At 65.1% G+C, this 19232-nt stretch carries 21 protein-coding genes; all 21 read left to right on the forward strand.

Annotation, left to right across the window (positions count from 1 at the left end):
• The first annotated feature begins 5 nt into the window (after positions 1-5).
• Positions 6-1265, forward strand: a complete 1260-nt coding sequence (locus ACODSR_RS09115) for a sigma 54-interacting transcriptional regulator (protein WP_489075722.1) — start codon at positions 6-8, stop codon at positions 1263-1265.
• Between the two features lie 14 nt (positions 1266-1279).
• A complete protein-coding gene (fliE, locus tag ACODSR_RS09120; protein ID WP_489075724.1) occupies positions 1280-1630 on the forward strand; it encodes a flagellar hook-basal body complex protein FliE in 351 nt (116 codons plus the stop codon).
• A 3-nt stretch (positions 1631-1633) separates the two neighbouring features.
• Positions 1634-3379, forward strand: a complete 1746-nt coding sequence (gene fliF / locus ACODSR_RS09125) for a flagellar basal-body MS-ring/collar protein FliF (RefSeq protein WP_489075726.1) — start codon at positions 1634-1636, stop codon at positions 3377-3379.
• Positions 3372-4388, forward strand: coding sequence for a flagellar motor switch protein FliG (fliG, locus tag ACODSR_RS09130; protein ID WP_006957285.1), 1017 nt, complete (start codon positions 3372-3374; stop codon positions 4386-4388). The genes fliF and fliG overlap by 8 nt, the downstream gene beginning before the upstream one ends.
• Positions 4375-5022 (forward strand): FliH/SctL family protein, encoded by a 648-nt coding sequence (locus tag ACODSR_RS09135; protein ID WP_489075728.1) that lies wholly within the window; start codon positions 4375-4377, stop codon positions 5020-5022. Before fliG ends, ACODSR_RS09135 begins: the two co-directional genes overlap by 14 nt.
• Positions 5019-6347 (forward strand): FliI/YscN family ATPase, encoded by a 1329-nt coding sequence (locus ACODSR_RS09140; protein WP_489075730.1) that lies wholly within the window; start codon positions 5019-5021, stop codon positions 6345-6347. The genes ACODSR_RS09135 and ACODSR_RS09140 overlap by 4 nt, the downstream gene beginning before the upstream one ends.
• Positions 6344-6769: a hypothetical protein gene (locus tag ACODSR_RS09145; RefSeq protein WP_489075732.1), complete on the forward strand. Its 426-nt coding sequence runs from the start codon at positions 6344-6346 to the stop codon at positions 6767-6769. Before ACODSR_RS09140 ends, ACODSR_RS09145 begins: the two co-directional genes overlap by 4 nt.
• A 1-nt stretch (position 6770) precedes the next feature.
• Positions 6771-8816 (forward strand): flagellar hook-length control protein FliK, encoded by a 2046-nt coding sequence (locus ACODSR_RS09150; RefSeq protein WP_489075734.1) that lies wholly within the window; start codon positions 6771-6773, stop codon positions 8814-8816.
• A gap of 27 nt (positions 8817-8843) precedes the next feature.
• Positions 8844-9464 carry a flagellar basal body-associated FliL family protein gene (locus ACODSR_RS09155; RefSeq protein WP_489075736.1) on the forward strand — a complete coding sequence of 207 codons (621 nt, stop codon included), beginning with the start codon at positions 8844-8846 and terminating at the stop codon, positions 9462-9464.
• A 51-nt stretch (positions 9465-9515) separates the two neighbouring features.
• Positions 9516-10400, forward strand: coding sequence for a flagellar motor switch protein FliM (locus tag ACODSR_RS09160; protein ID WP_489075738.1), 885 nt, complete (start codon positions 9516-9518; stop codon positions 10398-10400).
• Complete coding sequence (gene fliN, locus ACODSR_RS09165; RefSeq protein WP_119749112.1) at positions 10397-10732, forward strand: flagellar motor switch protein FliN; 336 nt, start codon at positions 10397-10399, stop codon at positions 10730-10732. The genes ACODSR_RS09160 and fliN overlap by 4 nt, the downstream gene beginning before the upstream one ends.
• Before the next feature lie 85 nt (positions 10733-10817).
• Positions 10818-11081: a FliO/MopB family protein gene (locus ACODSR_RS09170; protein WP_489075844.1), complete on the forward strand. Its 264-nt coding sequence runs from the start codon at positions 10818-10820 to the stop codon at positions 11079-11081.
• A 31-nt stretch (positions 11082-11112) separates the two neighbouring features.
• On the forward strand, positions 11113-11874 hold the full coding sequence (fliP, locus tag ACODSR_RS09175) for a flagellar type III secretion system pore protein FliP (protein WP_489075846.1): 762 nt from the start codon (positions 11113-11115) through the stop codon (positions 11872-11874).
• Positions 11875-12008: 134 nt separating this feature from the next.
• The gene (fliQ, locus tag ACODSR_RS09180; RefSeq protein WP_489075740.1) at positions 12009-12281 is read left to right on the forward strand and encodes a flagellar biosynthesis protein FliQ; all 273 of its coding nucleotides are present in this window, start codon (positions 12009-12011) and stop codon (positions 12279-12281) included.
• Between the two features lie 10 nt (positions 12282-12291).
• On the forward strand, positions 12292-13074 hold the full coding sequence (fliR, locus tag ACODSR_RS09185; RefSeq protein ID WP_489075742.1) for a flagellar biosynthetic protein FliR: 783 nt from the start codon (positions 12292-12294) through the stop codon (positions 13072-13074).
• Positions 13075-13077: 3 nt separating this feature from the next.
• Positions 13078-14214 carry a flagellar type III secretion system protein FlhB gene (flhB, locus tag ACODSR_RS09190; protein WP_489075744.1) on the forward strand — a complete coding sequence of 379 codons (1137 nt, stop codon included), beginning with the start codon at positions 13078-13080 and terminating at the stop codon, positions 14212-14214.
• An 8-nt stretch (positions 14215-14222) separates the two neighbouring features.
• Entirely contained in the window at positions 14223-15368 is a 1146-nt protein-coding gene (locus ACODSR_RS09195; RefSeq protein ID WP_489075746.1) for a glycosyltransferase family 87 protein, read from the forward strand.
• 56 nt (positions 15369-15424) lie between these two features.
• Positions 15425-15883: a hypothetical protein gene (locus ACODSR_RS09200; protein WP_489075748.1), complete on the forward strand. Its 459-nt coding sequence runs from the start codon at positions 15425-15427 to the stop codon at positions 15881-15883.
• 70 nt (positions 15884-15953) lie between these two features.
• A complete protein-coding gene (fliD, locus tag ACODSR_RS09205; RefSeq protein WP_489075750.1) occupies positions 15954-17357 on the forward strand; it encodes a flagellar filament capping protein FliD in 1404 nt (467 codons plus the stop codon).
• A 17-nt stretch (positions 17358-17374) separates the two neighbouring features.
• Positions 17375-17770 (forward strand): flagellar export chaperone FliS, encoded by a 396-nt coding sequence (locus tag ACODSR_RS09210; RefSeq protein ID WP_489075752.1) that lies wholly within the window; start codon positions 17375-17377, stop codon positions 17768-17770.
• A gap of 162 nt (positions 17771-17932) precedes the next feature.
• Positions 17933-19129: an aspartate aminotransferase family protein gene (locus tag ACODSR_RS09215; protein ID WP_489075754.1), complete on the forward strand. Its 1197-nt coding sequence runs from the start codon at positions 17933-17935 to the stop codon at positions 19127-19129.
• Positions 19130-19232: the final 103 nt, after the last annotated feature.

Here is a 19232-nt window from a genome sequence, read left to right on the forward strand (position 1 = left end):
AAGTCATGTCATCGCTCGATATGAGCCGAGGCGTTTGTGCGCTCGTTCCAGGGTTGCAGCACTGGCTGGAAAACGCCCTGTTCGCCGTCCGGGTCGTGGACGCCGCTGCACCGCGTGAAAGGGACAGCCGCCGCGTGCTGCTGGCGACCGAGATCGGCCATGCCACCCATCGCGACATCCTCATCACGCTTGTCGACGGCACGCCCTCGCTGGTGGCAGCCGCCAACGGCCTGCCTGCCCGCGTTGCCTTTAGCCTTGAGGATATGGGCTTTGCCTTCGCCCTCATCGCCGAACTGGCCCGCCCCGCCGCCATTCCCGCCGTGGGCGACAGCGCCAGCGCGCGGCTGATGACGCTGGCCGGCCGGGTCGCGCGCAGCGAAGCCACTGTCCTCATTCAGGGCGACACCGGCACCGGCAAGGAAGGCATGGCGCGCTTCCTCCACACCCAGTCGGGCCGCACGTCAGGCGACTTCATTGCCGTCAATTGCGCCGCTCTGCCTGAAACCATGATGGAAGCGATGCTGTTTGGCCATCGCAAGGGCAGCTTTACCGGCGCGGCCAATGCGTCCGAAGGGCTGTTCCTGGCCGCGGACGGCGGCACGCTCTTCCTCGACGAAATCGCCGAACTGCCGATCGCGCTCCAGGCCAAGCTGTTGCGCGCCCTTCAGGAAGGCGAAGTCCTCCCCGTCGGCGCGACCCATGCCGTGCCGGTCAATGTCCGCGTCATCGCCGCCTGCAACCGCGATCTGGCGGTCGAATGTGCCGCCGGGCGGTTCCGCGAGGATCTCTACTGGCGCCTCAATGTCATGCCGCTCGACCTGCGCCCGCTGGCCGAGCGCCCCGGTGACATCGCCGCGATCGCCGCCGCCATGCTGCTGCGCCTGTCGGATATGGGCAAGGACGGCTTTGTCTGGCCGACCGCCGCCGCCCTCGACAAGCTTATCGCCCACGCCTGGCCGGGCAATGCCCGCGAACTGGGCAATGTTCTCCAGCGCGCACTGGTGCTGCGCGATGGCGAACGGATCGATGCGCATGACCTGCATCTGGCGGGCGCGCCCCGGCAGCAGGGCCTGCGCATCGTCTCGCCCGAACCGGCGGAACCTGTCCGCCTGCGCGATGTCGCCCATCACAGCAAATTGGAAGCCATCCGCACTGCCCTGCGCGAAACCGACGGCCACCGCGCCGCCGCCGCGCGCAAGCTCGGCATCTCAGAACGCACGCTGCGCTATCGGCTCGCCGAAATGCGCGAGCTGGCGGCGGCTTGACGGGAGGATAGGGCATGACCGGCATTTCCCCGACCGACAATGTGATGGCGATCCGCAACGCCATCCTGCAAAAAAACGCCGCGCTGCGCGACGTCGCCTCGACCGGATCGGTCGGCGGCGCGAACGCCCCAATCGGTACTGCGCCCGGTGGCTTTACCGAAGCGCTCAACAGCGCCTTGCAACAGGTCAACGGCCTGCAAGGCAAGGCCGGTGAGGCCGCCGCCGCGTTCGAACGGGGCGAAACCACTGACATCGCCGCCGTCATGCTGGCCAAGCAGCAGGCGTCGGTCAGCTTCGAAGCGACCCTTCAGGTCCGCAACAAACTTCTGTCCGCCTACAAGGACATCATGAGCATGCCGGTCTAAACCATGAGCGAGAACGCACTCACCCTTGATGGCGGCGCTGCCGCCCGGCCCGCCCTCCCGACGACGGCTTCCTCCGGCTATGGATCGGCCAAGGGGATCGACGCGCTTCGGGCGCGGATCACCGGCTTCATGAAACAGCCCGCCGTGGCGAAGAGCCTGCCGCTGCTCGGCCTGTTCGGCGTCCTTGCGGTCGCTGGCCTTGCCTGGATGGCGCTGCGCGAACCGCCGCAGCGTGACCTGTTCCGTGGCCTGCCCGATACCGACAAGTCGGCGGTCGCGCAGATCCTCGACCAGAACGGCATCCCCTATGATTTCGACAATAGCGGCGCGATGACCGTGGGGGAGGGCGATTATTTCAAGGCGAAGATGATGCTCGCAGCGCAAGGCCTGCCCAAGAGCGCGCCCGACGGCAATAGCATGATCGACAGCCTGCCCATGGGCGCCAGCCGCGCGGTCGAGGGCGAAAAATTGCGCTCCGCCCGTGAAATGGACCTGGCGCGCACGATCGAGGCGATCGACAGCGTCGAAAATGCCAAGGTCCACTTGGCCGTCGAACCGCCCAGCGTATTCCTGCGCGACCGGGCCAAGCCCACCGCGTCGGTCATGCTGCGCCTCGCCAATGGCCGCACCCTTACCGATGCGCAGGTCAGCGCGATCGTCCATCTTGTCGCCTCGTCAGTCGCGGACCTGTCGCCCGACCAGATTTCGCTGGTCGACCAGAATGGCCGCCTGCTCAGCAAGAATGACAGCGATTCCGGCGATGATCGCCAGCTGGCGATCCAGAACCGGATCGAGGACCGTTATCGCCAGTCGGTCGTCGCGCTGCTGACCCCCATCCTGGGTGCGTCCAACTTCTCGACCGAGGTTCATGCCGAACTCAACTTTGCCGAGCGGCAGGCGACCCGTGAAACCTATCCGCAGGACGAAGCCCGGCTGCGCACCGAACAGGGCACCTGGGCCTCCGACCCGCGTGGTCAGGGCGCTGGTGAAGCATCGGGCATCCCCGGCGCGCTCAGCAATCAGGCACCTGTCAACCCGACCGTGACCCAGACCAATCCCAATGGTCAGGCCGTCCAGCAGGGCCAGACCGCCGCCCAGACCCCCGGCACCCCGCCCAACCCGCTGCTCAAGACCGAAGAAACCTTCAACCGCAGCTTTGAACTGGGCCGTGAAGTGTCCGTGACCAAGGATGCGGTCGGCACCGTCAAGCGCCTCTCGGTCGCCGTCGCGCTGGACAACGCCCCCGATGGCAAGGCGCGCACGCCGCAGGAAATCGCTGCCCTCGAAGCCTTGGTGAAGGGCGCGATCGGCTTCGACCAGGCGCGCGGCGACGTTGTGGCCCTGTCCTCGCGCAGCTTCCTCAAGACCGAAGAACCCAAGCCCCTATGGTATGAGGCCGAATGGGTATCGCCGCTGGTCCGCAACGTCTCCGCCCTGCTCGTCGCCCTGCTCGTCATCTTCGGGATCGGTCGCCCGCTCTTGAAGCGTCGCGCCGCAGCACAGGAGGCGGTCGCTGCCGACACGGCCCAGAATGGCCAGCGCATCGGTCGCGAAATTTCCGGCGAACTCACCAAACAGGCGGTCGAGGCACCCGATCCCAGCCGCCCGATCACGCTCGATATGATCTCCTCCACCTATGACTATGCCCAGCGCGCCGACCTCATTCGCAACTTTGTGAAGCAGGACCCCGACCGCGCCGCCCTGGTCGTCCGCGACCTCCTGAAGGAGGGGAAGAAGGAAAATGCCTGAGATCGTTCCCGGTCGGCCAGAGGCGCTCAAGGGCAGCGCCGCCGCCGCCGTCCTGCTGATGCTGTTCGATGAGGATGAGGCCGCGCAGATTCTGGCGCGTCTGGAACCTGAAGAAGTGCGCCAGCTGGGCTATGCCATGTATGACGTCGCCGATGTCGATCCTGAAGAGGTGAATGAGGCGCTCGACCATTTCGTCAACAAGGCCAAGAAGCGCACCACCATCGGCTATGGCGCGACCCGCCATATTCGCGGCGCGATGACCAAGGCCTTGGGCGAGGAACGGGCCGAAACCATCCTGGCGCGCATCACCCCGCCGACCCGCTCGACCCAGCTGGAAATGCTCAAATGGATGGATGCCAAGGAAATCGCCGCGCTGATCGAGGCGGAGCATCCGCAGATCATGGCGATCGTGCTGGCCCATCTCGAAGCGCCGATTGCCGCCGACGTGCTGCAATTGCTGCCGGTCGAATATCAGGAAGAAATTGTCTATCGCATCGCGACGCTCGGCCCCGTGTCGAATGAGGCGCTGGATGATCTGGAACAGTTGCTGCTGCGCGGCCCGGCCAAGAAGCAGGGCGCAGCATCCCAGCGCGGCGGGACGATCGAGGCCGCGGCGATCATGAACAATGTCCGCAAGGATAATGAGCAGCGGATCATGAAGGCCGTCGCCAAGCGCGACAAGATGATCGCCCAGACCATCGAGGAAGAGATGTTCGTGTTCGATAACCTCATCGACATGGATGAAAAGAATCTCGGCACGCTGATGCGCACCGTCGACAGCGCCGTGCTGGTCGTTGCCTTGAAGGGCGTCAATGACCTGCTCAAGGGCAAGATCTTCAGTTGCATGTCCGCCAGAGCAGCGCAGTCGATCGCCGACGAGATTGAGGAACGCGGCCCGATCCGCCTTGCCGAAGTGATCGACGCACAGAAACTCATCATCGCCACCGCGCGCCGCATGGCCGACGCCGGCACCATCATGCTGGGTGGCAAGGGGAATGACTTTGTCTAAAATCTGGGGTGCAGAGGCAGTGCAGGATGTCGCGCCGGTCTCGATGACGGGCGTGCGCCAGGTGGAAAGCGGCGGCTTTCGCAGCCTCTACACCTCGATCCCCGGTCAGCACACCGCCACGATGCGCCATGGTGTGATCGAGATGGAGGCGGAGGCCGATCCGATGGAGGAGGCCCGGATGGAAGCCTTCACCATGGGCTTTGACGAAGGCTGCCGCATCACCGCCCAGACCCATGCCGATGCGTCGGACGCGCACAATCGCCTCACCCAGGCGCTGGAAATGCTTAGCCCCGCGCCCAGCGGCATGTTGTCCACCATGCTCTCCGCCACCGTTGTCCGTCTGGTCGAACAGATTGTCGGCGAAGTGGAGATCGACATTGAACGGCTGGTGCAGCGCTGCGACACGGTCGCTGCCTTCATCGAGGATAATCAGGGCAAAAGCGCCCTGCATCTCCACCCTGAGGACATCGCCCTGCTGGATGCCGAGACGATCGGCGTCGCGCTGGTCCCCGACAAGGCGATGCATCGCGGCTGCGTGCGGCTCGAAACCGCCGACGGCTGGGTCGAGGATGGCCCGGACGTGCGCCTCGCCCGCCTGCGCGCCTTGATGGACGACATGGAAGGCAAGCCATGATCCGCGCCGCGCTGGCCCAGGCCGAAACCCTGTTCGATCATCTCCAGGTCCAGAACCGTACACCCCGCCGGGTCGGTCGTCTGGTCAGCCATGACGCCGGGATGCTCGAAGTCACCGGCTTTCGTCGCCCGATCGGCTCTGGCGCGCGCGTCATGGCCAGCGACGGGTCGATCTGCCGCGCCGAAGTCGTCGGCTTTCGCGGCGACCGCACCCTGCTGGTCCCGCTCGACGCCGACGCGCCGCTGGAAAATGGCATCCGGGTCGAACCCGATAGCCAGGCGAACATGGTGCAGGTCGGCGAAGGGCTGATCGGCCGCGTGGTCGACGCCATGGGCCAGCCCCTCGACCGCAAGGGACCGATCATCGCGGGCGGCGTCTGGCCATTGAATGGGGTCAAGGGCAATGTCCTTGACCGGGGCCGTGTCACCGAACCCTTCGACCTTGGCGTCCGCGCCGTCAACGCGCTGCTCACCGCCGGGCGCGGCCAGCGTATCGCCATCATCGCCGGGTCCGGCGTCGGTAAATCCGTGCTGATGGGCCAGATGATCGCTGGGGCCGAAGCCGACATCGTCGTCGTCGGCCTGATCGGCGAACGTGGCCGCGAAGTCAGCGATTTCCTCGAAACCAAATTGAAGCACACGATGCACAAGAGCATCGTCGTTGCCGTGCCCGCCGATCATCCCCCGGTGCTGCGCCTGCGCGCTGCCGCGCGCGCCACCGCCATCGCTGAATATTTCCGCGCCCGTGGCAAAAAGGTGCTGCTGCTGATCGACAGCCTGACCCGCTGCGCCCACGCCCAGCGCGAAATTGGTCTGGCCCTTGGCGAACCCCCGGCGATGAAGGGCTATCCGCCCTCCGCCCTGGCTCTTATCCCCCGGCTGGTCGAACGGGCAGGGGTGGACGCCCGCACCGGCGGTTCGATCACGGCGCTCTACACCGTGCTGGCCGATGGCGACGACACCGACGATCCGATCGTCGACGCCGCCCGCGCCATTGTCGACGGCCATTTCGTCCTCTCGCGCCATCTGTCGGAACAGGCGATCTTCCCCGCCATCGACATCAGCAAATCGCTCTCGCGCGTCATGGCCGATGTCGTGCCGGACGAACATCGCATGGCGGCGGCCAATTATCGCCGCCTCTGGGCCGCCTATGAGGAAAATCGCGATCTCATCCTGATGGGCGCCTATCGCCCCGGCAATGATCCGGTGATCGACGAAGCGGTGCAACGTCGTCAGGAAATTCTCGACTTCATCCGGCAGGACCAGAAGAGTCGTATCGACCTCGACACCAGCGCCGCCGCCCTCGTCGCGAGCTTTGGCGCATGAAGGGTCTCGTCTCCCGCCGCCAGCGCGTGCTGCGCGTGCGCCACGTCCAGCACGCCATGGCCGTCGCCGAAACCGCGCGCGCCCGTGATGAGGCCGATGGCCTCGCCCGCAATATCGAGCGCCTCAACAAGGTGCGCGGCGAATTGTTCGAGACGGAGGGGGCCGCCACCGGCGCGTCCTTTGCCGCGATGCAGGAACTCGCCACCCGGCTGGAACAGGCCGGGCGCCAGCTTGACGGCGCGCTTTATGATGCTCGGCGCAAGGTGGAGGCCAAAGAAGGCATGACTCTTGCAGCGAACCGCGAGAAGGAAATCGCCACCCGCCTCAAGGACCGCGCCCGCGCGACCCTGGAGGAGTGGCGCGAAAACAAGCTGGCAGCGCTGCCGCGCTATCGCCGGATGCAGCGGAACGGGGAAGCCTGACATGAATATGATCGCCAGCCTCAAGGCGCTTCTCTTCGCCTCCACGCCACTCGGCACCGGCAAGACTGCCCCCGCCGCGACGCCCGACGGCGCACCTGACTTCTCCGCGATGATGAACGCCGCTACCGTTGTGCCGGTCGTTACGCCGGCCACGCCAACCACATCCCCCGTCGTCGCGGGCGATCCACAAGGCGATGGCACGATGCCCTTGGCAATGCCCGTTGCCGCACCTGATCTGGGCGACAATGCGCCTCTGCCGGATGCGCCTGTCCAGACGGACGGCGAAGCCCTGCCGCTTCCGGTTGCTGCGCCATCCTTCACGCCGCCCCAAAGCGCGCCGATCACCGCCGCGCCAAAGCCGCTTACGCAAAGCCCGCTACCCATCTCGCAGCCCCAGGCCCAGCCGGTGTCGGAGCCAGCCGGGGACGCCGAACCGGCCTGGAGCGCCGAGCCGGCCCGGAACGCTGAACCAACCCAGCCGCTCGCGCAGCGCCCCGACGACCCGCCAGCGGCCATTGGCTCGGTAGCGGAACTTCTCGCCGCGTCGCACATCATCCCTGCTGAGGTGGCAGCAACGCCCGCCCATCCTCTCCCGCCGACCATGACCGATGCAGCGCCCCAACCAGCCCCGGCCCTGCCCGTGGAAAGCGATCCCACGCCCGGCAAACCGGCGTCCAAGGCGCAACATCATGCAACCCCGGCCCAGGTGGCGTCCTCGCCGGTCGCACCCCCCGCGGCATCCGACACGGCTTCCGCGACGGACCCGGAGCCTGCGTCGCCCGACGCCGAACCGGAACGCCCCGAACAGTCCGCCCTTACTCCCCCATCGCCCGCCATGGTGATGACGCCGCTTGCCGCGCCGCCGCCTTCCGTCCCCGAAGAGCAATCGCCAGACGCACCGCGCGTTGCATCCCCCGCTACGGTGCAGACCGTCGCTACAGTGCGGCAATCCTTTGCAAATGCGGACTTGGACCTGACCGCGCCGCCGACTGCACAACCCATTGATATCACCGTCGCGCCAGCCCCGGTCGTCAGCCCCATTCCGACACAAGGCGTACCCGTCGCTGCGGAAGCGGCTGACATCCGGCTTGCGCCAGCCACGGTCGCACCCGCACCAACACAGGCTGCTGCGGTCGCGCCCGCGTTCCAGCCGCTCGGCACCCCGGCAATCGCAACGCCTGCCACTCCGATCGCCCAGCCAGCCCAGCCCGAAGCCGCGCCGGACCCAGCCCCGATCGCAACACCCGTCACTATGTCCAGCTCAGTGTCGGCCAAGGCGGAAGCCCTGTCGCTGCTCCAGTTCGCGCGCCAGCACATGACCCGGCATCCCGCAGCCGCGCCTGTGGCTGAAAGCAGCACGGCCCCCACTGATGCCGTCCTTGCCCCGACAACGGACGCGATTGCCAAAACCGCTGAACCGGTCGCCCCCGCGCCCGTCACGCCAACGCTGACCGCCCAGACTGCCGCCGCCGCGCTCCCCACCGTCAATCTCTCCGCCACCCTCGGCGCGCAGGTTGTCGATATGGGCGTGTCGGGCCAGTGGATTGACGGGCTGGCCCGCGACATTGCCGGCCTGTCCGCCAATGGCGCGCAGGGCCGCTTCCAGATCAGCAGCGACCAGCTCGGCCCGATCGACGTCAATATCCGCCAGGGCATTGATGGCGCCGCGGTCAGCCTCACCGTGTCCAGCGACATGGCCGAAGCTGCGCTGCGTCAGGATAGCGACCGGCTCCGCCTCGACGCGGGCCTGTCGGCGGTCCGCATCAGCGAGGTGAAGATCGAACGCGCCCCGCAGTCGAGCGACGCTGGCCGCTCCGACCAGTCGCCCCAGCAACAGTCCGGCCAGCAGCAATCGGGCCAGCAAAACAGCCAGTCCGCCAACGGGCAGGGCGCGGGGCCGGGCATGGGCCAGTCGCAGCAGCAGGGCCGCTGGCAGCCACGCGAAAATATCGCACTCGCCCATAAAGCGGGTGGTGATCCTGCCGTTCTTAACCATGAGCAGACTGGCGACGCCGCCAGCCAAGCCATCCGCGCGCGCTATGCGTGACCAGCGCTATCCTGGGGGATATGAACGATGAGCGACGAGCCGAAGGCCAAGAAGAAAAAGGGCGGGGGCATGAAAATGATCCTGCTGATCGTCATCGCCATGGTGGTTGGCGGCGCAGGCGCTGCCGGCGGTCTCTATGCCGCTGGTTTCTTCAGCCCCAAGGATGAAGGGCCAAAGGAAGATCCCAACAAGCCCGTGCTGGTGCTGGCCGGCGAAAGCGCCGAGGAGATCGCCAAGGCCCATGCCGTCCCGCATGGCGAAGGCGCAGCGGCGGCCCATGGCGCGCATGGCAAGGGCATAGACCTGCCCGCGCCCGCCAATCCGGCCGCGTATCAGGCAAGCTATTTCCAGCTCCAGACCCCCTTCACGTCGAACATGACCGACACCGACGCCTTCGCCCAGATTTCGGTCGCGGTATCGACCTATTATGACCTGCGCGTCATCGATGCGATCAAGACGCACGAGATGGCGATCCGCAGTCAGGTGCTGATGATGCTCGCCCAGCAGCCGGAAGAGACTTTGTCGACGCCGGAGGGCAAACGGACGCTCCAGGGCAAGATCAAGGTCATTATTAACGATATATTGAAGCAAAAAACGGGTTATGGCGGTGTTGATAACGTTTATTTTACCAATTTCGTTATTCAATAGGCCTGTCTGAAAGGTCGGGAAATCCCCTGACCCGAAGGGCAGGGGACCAAGATGGACGACGTTCAGACCTACGCCTTCGGGCGGGGGGAATCGCAGGCACCAATGATGCTGTCGGGGCTGGACCGGCTGGGCGAAAAGCTTGGCCGGCGCATCCGTGCCTTGGTGGAGCCGATCTGCGGCGTACGCCCGCAGGTGGAAGCGCAGGATGCGCAACTGTTCGACTTTGCCGCCTGGTCGGCACAGGTGCCCGCCTTCACCAGCATTTCCATCTACCGCATGTCCCCGCTCAAGGGGCAGGTGCTGCTGCGCATGGACGCGGCGATGATTTCCACCCTGGTCGACTGTTTCTATGGCGGCATCGGCAATCGCCCTTTGCCGCCGCGCGGCGAATTTACGCCGACCGAGGACCGGCTGATCGCCCGCCTGTCGGAATCCCTCCTCGCCCGCCTGGTCGAAACCTGGGCCGACATATTGCCGCTGGAACCGGCGCTGATCATGCGCGAAACCGGGGTCGGCTTTGCCGCCTCTGCCCAGCCGGGTGACCAGATGGTGGTCCAGCGCTTCATGATCAGCATCACCCGCGATCAGCTTTGGCCGGTCGATCTCGTCTTTCCGCTCGCCGCCTTGCGCGCCGTCGAGCCGCTGATGGGCACCAAACTGCCTGCCGACGATGAACAGAGCGACCCCGTCTGGCAGGCGCGTATCGCCCGCCGGATGCGCGACATTCGCCTGCCCGCCCGCACCGTGCTGGCCCGCCCCAACCTCTCGCTGGCAGAGCTGATGCAGCTCAAGGTCGGCGACGTCATTCCCGTGACCATCGGCCGCAGCCTGCCGCTGATCGTGGGCAACCGCATCGTCGCGCGCGGCAGTATCGGCGAACAGGATGGCCGCGCCGCCTTCCAGATTGAAAAGATTGTACAAGGATCCGACCAATGAGTGACATGAGCGAAGCCCCCCGCATGGAGCGTGGAGAAGATCCGGTCGGGCGGATGACCAACAACCACCAGTTCAAGCTGCTGGCCGACATTCCCGTGCGCATGTCGGTGGAGGTGGGATCGACCTCGCTGCGCCTGGCTGAAGTCATGGACCTGGCCGAAGGCTCGATCGTCGAGCTGGACCGGCAGGCCGACGATCTGCTCGACATCATGGTCAATGGCGCGCTGATCGCCAAGGGTGAGGTCGTGACCGTCAATGGCCGCTATGGCATCCGCATCATCGACATTGCCGCGACCGAAAACCGGCTGGCGGGCATCGAACGACGCGGCTGATCGCACGCATCGGATTTTACGCTTGCCTTAAGGGCCGAAACTGCGGAACGCAGGGCATTAACCATAATCTGCGGGCGGCTTCATGATGGTCTGGTATTTCGTCAAATTGCTGATCCTCCTGCCGCTGGTCGGCGGCATGGCTTTTGGCGCGCTGTGGCTGTGGCGCAAATATCAGCCGGGTATGATCGGCGCGCAGGGTGACCGCTCGCTCAAATTGCTCGAAGCGCTGCCGATGGGCGCATTCGGCAAGCTTGCCGTCGTGGAGTTTGAGGGCAAGAAGATCCTCCTCTCCGTCACCCGCGGCCGCATCGAAAAGATTGCGGAAGGCGACCATGCCCGCCTGCGCTAAACCCAGATCCGTCATTCCTGCCGTCGCGGTAATGGCGATGTTGGTGGTGATGGCGCTTCTCCTTTTCACCGCCCCCGCCTTTGCCCAGACCGCGCCTGCCGCCCCGGTCGATAATGGCGGCGCGCTGAGCGGCGCCATGGGCCAGATTTCGGGCGACGGTCGCTCGCTCTCGCTCTCCCTGCAAATCCTGATCCTCATGAGCCTGCTGACGGTGCTGCCGTCGCTCATCCTCATGATGACCAGCTTCACCCGCATCATCATCGTCCTGTCGCTGCTGCGGCAGGCGCTGGGCCTGCAACAGACTCCGCCCAATCAGGTGTTGCTGGGCCTCTCGCTATTCCTCTCGCTGTTCGTGATGCGGCCCGCCATCGACGAGATCAACAAGCTGGCCTTCGACCCCTATGGCAAGGGCCAGATCACGATCGAGGAAGCGGTTGGCCGGTCGGGCAAGGTGCTGCACGGCTTCATGGCCAAGCAGACCCGCGAAAGCGATCTCAAGCTGTTCGCCGGTCTCGCCGAAGCCCCGCCCTTCCGCACGTCCGCCGACATCCCCTTCACCATCCTGCTGCCCGCCTTCGTCACCAGCGAACTCAAGACCGCCTTCCAGATCGGTTTCATGATCTTCCTCCCCTTCCTCATCATCGACCTTGTCGTCGCCTCCACGCTGATGGCGCTGGGCATGATGATGCTGTCCCCCACCATCATCTCGATGCCGTTCAAGCTGTTGCTGTTCGTGCTGGTCGATGGCTGGGCGCTGACCATGGGGAGTTTGGCGGGGTCGTTCGCGACATGATTTGCGCCATAACCCACCATCCGTTCGGGCTGAGCTTGTCGAAGCCTTCAGCCGAGCGGAGCGAGGCGAGGCCCGCGCCTTCGCTGCGCTCAGGCATACCCTTCGACTTCGCTCAGGGCGAACGGAAGTAGGGCATGGAAAACGCCGATTTCTTCATGGGCCTGGCCCAGCAGGCGCTCTGGATCACCGCGCTTGCTGCGGCGCCCATCCTGCTGCCCGCACTGGTCGCGGGCCTTGTCATCGGCATGGTGCAGGCCGCGACCTCGATCAACGAACAGACGTTGAGCTTCATTCCCAAGATCATCGTCGTGGGCGCTATGCTCGCCCTGTTCGGCGGGTCGATCATGGTGCTGATCGTCGATTTCACCCGCGAGATTTTCGAGCGGATACCGGACTTGTTGCAGTGAGGCAGGGGCAATGATCGCACCGGGCTTCGCCGGGGTAGAGGCCCAGTTGTGGGTCTGGCTGATCGCCATGATCCGCCCCGGCGCGGCCTTCATCGCGGCCCCCGTATTCGGCGCACCCGCCGTGCCGCTGCAACTGCGCCTGATCCTCAGCCTCGCGCTGGGTCTGGCCGCGCTCAACACCGTCACCATCACCCTGCCGCCCGATGGCGTCGCCAGTTTTGAAGGCGTGATGATGGTCGCGGGCGAAGTGCTGGCGGGTCTTGCCATGGGTTTCGCAGTGCAGATCGGTTACGCCGCCGCCTTCGTCGCGGGGGAAACGATCGGCAACGCCATGGGCCTTAATTTCGCGGCGATGGTCGACCCGTCGTCGGGGCAGGGGACGCAGGTAGTGGGGCAATTCCTCTCCATCCTCGCCACCTTCCTGCTGCTTGGTATGGACGGCCATCTGCTGCTCGCCGGGTTTGTGGTCAAAAGCTATCAGGCGCTCCCTCCCGGCGCGGCGATGCTGTCCAACGATACGGTCTGGCATCTGGTCGAATTTGGCGGCGCGCTGCTTGGCGCGGGCGTCACCGTCGCGCTGCCGGTCGGCTTTGCGCTGGTGCTGGTGCAGATCGTCATGGGGATGCTGGCCCGCGCCGCGCCTTCGCTCAACCTGTTTGCGGTCGGCATGCCGATGGCGATGATGGCGGGACTGGTGCTGCTGGCGATTGCCGCGCCGATCATGGGCGAAGGGCTGACTGTCGCGCTCAAGGCGGGGCTGGATCATGCCCAGTCGATCGCGGAAGGACGCTAGACCATGGCGGACAGTCCCGGCGGCGGCGAAAAGACCGAGAAACCGACACCCAAGAAATTGCAGGATGCCGCCAAGAAGGGCGACATCCTCCAGTCGCGCGAACTGGGTACGGCGCTGGTGGTGATGGCTGGCATCGGCTGGCTGGCGGTGGCTGGGCCGTCGCTCATCGACGCTTTGTCCGACATGCTGACCCAGGCGCTGCGCTTCCGGCGCGACGACATCGTCGATTTTTCTCCGGCCGAACGCGGGATGGACCTTGTGACCGGCATCGCCCTGCCGGTGGCGGGCGTGATGCTGGCGACCTTTCTGGCCGCCATCGCCGCGCCCGCCCTGCTGGGATCGCTCGGCTTCCGCCCCGGTGCCTTCGCGCCCAAGGCGTCGAAGATGAACCCCGGCGCGGGTCTCAAAAAGATATTCGGCACCCAGGGCTTGATCGAACTGCTCAAGTCGATCGCCAAGGTCGGGCTGCTCGGCAGCATCGGCGTGTGGATGATCTGGGACCGGCTGACCGCGATCATCGGCCTTGGCAAGCAGGGCATTGCGCCCGCCATGGCGGACCTGGGCAATATGTTCATCCTCACCTGTCTGGTGATGGCGGGCGGCCTGTTCCTGATCGCAGGCATCGATGTCCCGGCGCAGATCATGCAGCGCGCCAAGCGGCTCGGCATGTCCAAGCAGGAAATCAAGGATGAGCATAAGGAAAGCGAAGGCTCGCCCGAACTCAAAGGCCAGATTCGTCGCCGTCAGTTTGAAATGCTCAACGGCTCCACCCGGCAGGCCGTGGCCGAAGCCAGCGTCATCATCACCAACCCGACCCATTTCGCCGTCGCGCTGCGCTACAAGCCCGGCGTGGATGCCGCGCCGGTTGTGGTCGCGCGCGGCAGCGACGCGATCGCCGCCGCCATTCGCGAGCTGGCCGACCAGAATGGCGTGACCGTCCTGCAATATCCCGAACTTGCCCGCGCCATCTACTTCACCTCGCGCGCCGGGCAGATCGTCAATGAAGGCCTCTATATGGCGGTTGCGACCGTGCTGGCCTTCGTGTTCCGGGTCGAAAACCGCATGGCGAGCGAAATGGACCGCCCGTTCATCACCGTCCCCGACGACCTGCGCTTCGACGCGGACGGCAAGAAACGATAACGACCGTCATGGACAGGCTCCGCCTGCTCTGGATTGGCGCTGGCCTGACGCTGCTGATCTTCGTCCCGGCCTATTGCCTCACGCTCACCCTTGGTCCCGGCATCCCGCGCGACGGCACATCTTTGGTGGTCGGGCGCGATTTCCTCAATATCTGGATGTATGGCCGCGCCGCATGGCAAGCCGACCCCGCCCGCTATTACGACATGCCGACATATCTCGCGGCACTTGGCCCCGTCGTCGGCGCTGGCTATCCCGGCCAGCTCTGGTCCTATCCCCCGGTTGCGCTGCTGATCGCCGCGCCGTTCGGCCTGCTCCCCTATCTACCCGCGCTCCTGTTGTGGACCGCGTCTGGCATTGTCGGCTTCGCTGTCGCGTTACGCCTGTGGACCCGCGACTGGCGGATCATCGCGCTGCTTCTGGTTGCGCCCGCTGCGCTGATCGGCATCATGTCGGGCCAGTTCGCCCTGCTTGCCGCCGCCATCCTGCTCACCGTGCTGCGCTGGCGCGAAAGTCGCCCCTGGCTGGCAGGCGCGCTGGTCGGCCTGCTGCTGGTCAAGCCGCAGCTCGCCCTGCTGATCCCGCTGCTGTTCGTCGCGACCGGCAACTGGCGCGCCTTTGCTGCGGCTGCCCTGTCCAGCCTGACGCTGGCGGCGCTGGTTGCGCTGATCTGGGGCATCGACATCTGGCAGGTCTACGTCTCCGCCGGGATTGCCAACCAGTCGCTGGTGCTGAGCGATCCCGATCATCTCGCCGGGCCGTTCATGCCGACACTGTTCATGAACCTGCGCGTTATCGGCGTCCCCATCCCGGTCGCCAGCGCGCTCCAGATGGCGCTGGCGCTGCTTGCCGCTGTGCTGGTCTGGCACCGCTTCCGCCAGCGCCCCGCACTCCACGACCTGCGCGCCAATCTTCTGTTCGTCGCCTGCGCCGTCTCGGCCACCCCCTATATGCTCTCCTATGACACGCTGGCGCTTGCCGCCGTCGCAGTGCTGGCGCTGGCCGCGGGGCAGGGGCGGATCGGTCCTTTGCTCGCCTTCTTCCTGCCCCTGCTTCAGATCGTCGCGGGCATGGCCGGGGTGCCGGGGCCGGGCCTTATCCCCATTCTTCTTGCCCTCCATCTGTCGCGCCAGCAAAAAACCGTCGTGGTGAATTAAAGTTTAGCTGCGCTCGTCCGTACTCTCTTCACGGGGACGCATTATGATGGTGCGTCATGAGCGACTATGGTTCACGCCGCGAAGTATCGCCGATAGACCGGGCAACGCCGCGTGCACTGTCCCCGGTGCAGCCTGTCCCGCCTGCGTCAGGCGGTCGATCGGATCGCGAAGCACCTGGCGCGCGCACCACAGCGCCGCAGATCGACCGTGCGTCGATCGACGAAGATGTCGCCAGCGCCGCTGAATATGCCAAGGTCCATGTCGAGATTGCCGACATATTGGCTGACCTGCGATCGGCGACCAACCCGCCCAGCATCGATGCCGCCGCAGGCGCGATTCAGGCGCTGATGCCGGTGCCGATCATCCTGGTGCCTCTGCCGCCCGCCAGCAAGGAAGCGGTCGAACATGCCGCCGTGGTCGCCCGGCGCATGGTTGAACAGGCGGCTTATGCCCAAATGGCCCAAAGCTCGGTCAATCGCGGCACGGTCGATCAGGTGCTTGCCTCCGCCAACTGACCGCGCGCGCGAAAATCATTCCTAAAGGTCTTGTCGCTAGCGCCGTTCTTTCCTCTGAAGGGACGGCGCAATGGAATCGGTCAGCAGCAATATCACCACCGCGCTCGGCATCGGATCGGGCATCGACACCAGGTCGCTCGTGACGAGCCTGGTCGCCGCTACGCGCGATCCCAAGGAAAAGGTGATCACCGACCGGCAGAGCCTGAACAGCGCGCGGATTTCCGCGCTGGCGTCTGCCTCCAGTTCGCTCGATACCTTCGCTGATGCGTTGACCAGCCTGCTGTCTGGCACCGGCTTTGCCGGCACCCCGGCGTCCAACGACCCCAGCATCGCCTCGGTCAGCCTGCTGCCGGGTGGCGTGCCCAAAGGGTTACCGGCTCAACTCGAAGTGTTGCAACTCGCCTCCGCCCGCACCCTGGCGTCAAACCCGGTATCCGGCGCAACGGCCGCCAGCGCGGTAGGGCAGGGCGAACTGACCCTCACGGTCGGCGGCTCCACCGCAGCCATCACGATTACCGCAACCAACGACAGCTATACGGGCCTGGCCGAAGCGATCAACGCATCGGGCCTTGGCGTCACCGCATCCGTCGTCACGGATACGCAGGGGACGCGGCTGGTGATGAAGGGCGCGACCGGCGCAGCCAATGATTTCTCGCTTACATCGGTCAGCGGTGTCGATCTTGCTGCTTTCGCATGGAATGGCACGGACAGCGCGACCATGGTGTCGAAAGCCACGCCGCAAAATGCGATCATCAAGCTGGACGGGGTGGAACAACATTATGCCAGCAACACCGTGGATACCGCGATCGCCAATCTGCGGATCGACCTGAACAAGGCTGCACCGGGGACCACGGTTACACTGGCGAGTACGGAACCCACGACGTCGCTGCGCGACCTGATGGTCGAATTCGTCAACGCCTATAATACGTTGCTCAAAGGGCTGAACGCCGCAACGAGCACCGGGGCCGATTCATCGTCCGCAGGCGTGCTGAATGGCGAAGCGTCGATCCGCGACATGCGCCGTCAGCTGTCGGCGATGACATCCACGGCGCTGTCGGCCACCGGCGCGTACAAGACGCTGTCGGACATTGGCGTCGCCACCAACCGCGACGGCACGCTCAAGCTGAATACCGATACGCTGGACAAGGCGATCGCAGCCGATCCTGCCGCGATTACCCAGCTGCTCAATCCGGCCGTCTCTTCGGCTACCACGCCGGGGCTTGCAGGCCTGATGGACAGCGTGCGCGATACGATTCAGCAAAATGACGGCACATTCGTGCAGGCGCAGGCCAAATATAAGGCTTTGGCCGAAACGCTGACCGAGCAGCTGGAAAAGCTCGACACGCAAATGGCCAACTACGAAGCGCAGCTGACCAGCGTCTATTCCAAGATGGAAACGCGGCTGACCGCGCTCAAGGCGACACAGAGCTATCTCGATCAGCAGATTGAAATCTGGAACAACAGCGACAATTAACCGGGGACGCGACGACGATGTTCTATAATCAGGGTTATGCAGGCAACACGGCGGCGCGGCGCTATGCGGCGGTCCATTCGGGCAGCCGGACCGAAGGCGCGACCCCCCATGCGCTGGTCAAGATCTTGTTCGACGAACTGCTGATCGCGATGGACGCGGCGGCACTGGCCGAACGCAATGGCGACCGGATGAAAGTGTCCGACAAGCAGGCGCGGGCGATGTCGATCCTCTTCGCGCTCGAATCGAGCCTCGACTTCGACAAGGGTGGCGACATTTCCGTGGGTCTGGCGCAAATCTACCGCGAAGCACGCCGCCTGCTGCTGGTCGGGGCCAAGGAAAGGTCGGCGCAGCCGGTCGATCAGGCGCGCGAACTGGTCGCGGAAATCGCCGACGCCTGGAACCAGATCGGGTAAGGCCACAGCTACCCGAATGGCCTGTGTTGCGGGGTTGCACCCCCAACAGGGCGTCTGTATAGGCGATGCTCGCAAAGGGCGGCCCGGCGGGGGCCGCCTTTTTGCGTTGTACCATCAGTCCTTCGTGCAAGGACGCGCATCAAGCCCAGAAAGGGAAGGCTCATGTCGATTACGCCGCTCATGCCCGTTTACCCCCGGTGCGATGTTCGTCCGGTGCGAGGCGAGGGGTGCCATCTGATCGGTGAGCGCGGCGAGCGCTATCTCGATTTCGCCAGCGGCATCGCGGTGAACCTGCTGGGTCATGGCCATCCCAAGCTGGTGAAGGCGATTGCCGATCAGGCCGCGACGCTGATGCATGTGTCCAACCTCTACGGGATGCCGCTGGGCGAGAAATTCGCACAGAAGCTGGTCGATACGACCTTTGCCGACACGGTGTTCTTCACCAATTCGGGCGCCGAAGCGGTCGAGTGCGCGATCAAGACCGCGCGCCGCTATCATTATGTGAACGGGCAGCCGCACCGGCACAAGATCATCAGCTTCGACAATGCCTTTCACGGGCGGACGCTGGGGACGATTTCGGCCACCAGCCAGCCCAAGATGCGCGACGGCTTCGAGCCTCTGCTGCCCGGCTTTACCGTGGTGCCGTTCAACGATCTGGACGCCGCGCTGGCACAGATTGACGACAACACCGCCGGTTTCCTGCTGGAACCAGTGCAGGGCGAAGGCGGCGTGACACCCGCTACCCACGCATTCCTGACCGGCCTGCGCAAGGCGTGCGACGATCATGGCCTGCTGCTGATCCTGGATGAGGTCCAGTGCGGCTATGCCCGCACCGGCACCTTCTTCGCGCATGAACAATATGGCATCACGCCCGACATCATGTCGGTGGCCAAGGGCATTGGCGCAGGCTTCCCGCTGGGCGCATGCCTGGCGACCGAAGAAGCGGCCAAGGGCATGGTGTTTGGCACCCATGGCACCACCTATGGCGGCAATCCGCTTGCCATGGCGGCGGGTCTGGCGGTGCTGGAAGAAGTCATGTCGGACGGTTTTATGGACCATGTAAAGGCGATCGGCGCACGCCTGCGCGCGGCACTGGAACAGCTGATCCCCAACCATGACGGCCTGTTCCAGGACGTGCGCGGCATGGGGCTGATGCTGGGCGTGAAGCTGAGCGACAGTGTCGAGGCGCGCAGCTTCGTCGCTCATCTGCGCGACCATCATGGCCTGCTGACCGTGTCGGCGGGGCAGAATGTCGTCCGAATCCTGCCGCCGCTGGTGATTGACGAAAGCCATATCGCCGAATGTATCGAAAAGCTGTCCGCCGGCGCGCGCAGCTATGCGGAGGCCCAGGCGGCCTGAACATACACCCCGTTCGTGCTGAGTAGGGGCTGAGCGAAGTCGAAGACCCGTATCGAAGCATATTCCTTCGATACGCCATTTCGACTTCGCTCAATGGCTACTC

This window comes from Sphingobium sp. FG125 (assembly GCF_057809795.1).

Bases quoted from the DNA above. Each gene is read 5' to 3' on its own strand.
- fliD (WP_489075750.1), top strand. From the start codon at position 15,954: ATGGAATCGGTCAGCAGCAATATCACCACCGCGCTCGGCATCGGATCG.
- ACODSR_RS09215 (WP_489075754.1), top strand. From the start codon at position 17,933: ATGTCGATTACGCCGCTCATGCCCGTTTACCCCCGGTGCGATGTTCGT.
- ACODSR_RS09195 (WP_489075746.1), top strand. From the start codon at position 14,223: ATGGACAGGCTCCGCCTGCTCTGGATTGGCGCTGGCCTGACGCTGCTG.
- ACODSR_RS09140 (WP_489075730.1), top strand. From the start codon at position 5,019: ATGATCCGCGCCGCGCTGGCCCAGGCCGAAACCCTGTTCGATCATCTC.
- fliR (WP_489075742.1), top strand. From the start codon at position 12,292: ATGATCGCACCGGGCTTCGCCGGGGTAGAGGCCCAGTTGTGGGTCTGG.
- ACODSR_RS09200 (WP_489075748.1), top strand. From the start codon at position 15,425: ATGAGCGACTATGGTTCACGCCGCGAAGTATCGCCGATAGACCGGGCA.
- ACODSR_RS09135 (WP_489075728.1), top strand. From the start codon at position 4,375: ATGACTTTGTCTAAAATCTGGGGTGCAGAGGCAGTGCAGGATGTCGCG.
- ACODSR_RS09210 (WP_489075752.1), top strand. From the start codon at position 17,375: ATGTTCTATAATCAGGGTTATGCAGGCAACACGGCGGCGCGGCGCTAT.
- ACODSR_RS09145 (WP_489075732.1), top strand. From the start codon at position 6,344: ATGAAGGGTCTCGTCTCCCGCCGCCAGCGCGTGCTGCGCGTGCGCCAC.
- ACODSR_RS09170 (WP_489075844.1), top strand. From the start codon at position 10,818: ATGGTCTGGTATTTCGTCAAATTGCTGATCCTCCTGCCGCTGGTCGGC.
- fliP (WP_489075846.1), top strand. From the start codon at position 11,113: ATGGCGATGTTGGTGGTGATGGCGCTTCTCCTTTTCACCGCCCCCGCC.
- ACODSR_RS09115 (WP_489075722.1), top strand. From the start codon at position 6: ATGTCATCGCTCGATATGAGCCGAGGCGTTTGTGCGCTCGTTCCAGGG.
- ACODSR_RS09155 (WP_489075736.1), top strand. From the start codon at position 8,844: ATGAGCGACGAGCCGAAGGCCAAGAAGAAAAAGGGCGGGGGCATGAAA.
- fliF (WP_489075726.1), top strand. From the start codon at position 1,634: ATGAGCGAGAACGCACTCACCCTTGATGGCGGCGCTGCCGCCCGGCCC.
- fliE (WP_489075724.1), top strand. From the start codon at position 1,280: ATGACCGGCATTTCCCCGACCGACAATGTGATGGCGATCCGCAACGCC.
- fliQ (WP_489075740.1), top strand. From the start codon at position 12,009: ATGGAAAACGCCGATTTCTTCATGGGCCTGGCCCAGCAGGCGCTCTGG.
- ACODSR_RS09150 (WP_489075734.1), top strand. From the start codon at position 6,771: ATGAATATGATCGCCAGCCTCAAGGCGCTTCTCTTCGCCTCCACGCCA.
- ACODSR_RS09160 (WP_489075738.1), top strand. From the start codon at position 9,516: ATGGACGACGTTCAGACCTACGCCTTCGGGCGGGGGGAATCGCAGGCA.
- fliG (WP_006957285.1), top strand. From the start codon at position 3,372: ATGCCTGAGATCGTTCCCGGTCGGCCAGAGGCGCTCAAGGGCAGCGCC.
- flhB (WP_489075744.1), top strand. From the start codon at position 13,078: ATGGCGGACAGTCCCGGCGGCGGCGAAAAGACCGAGAAACCGACACCC.
- fliN (WP_119749112.1), top strand. From the start codon at position 10,397: ATGAGTGACATGAGCGAAGCCCCCCGCATGGAGCGTGGAGAAGATCCG.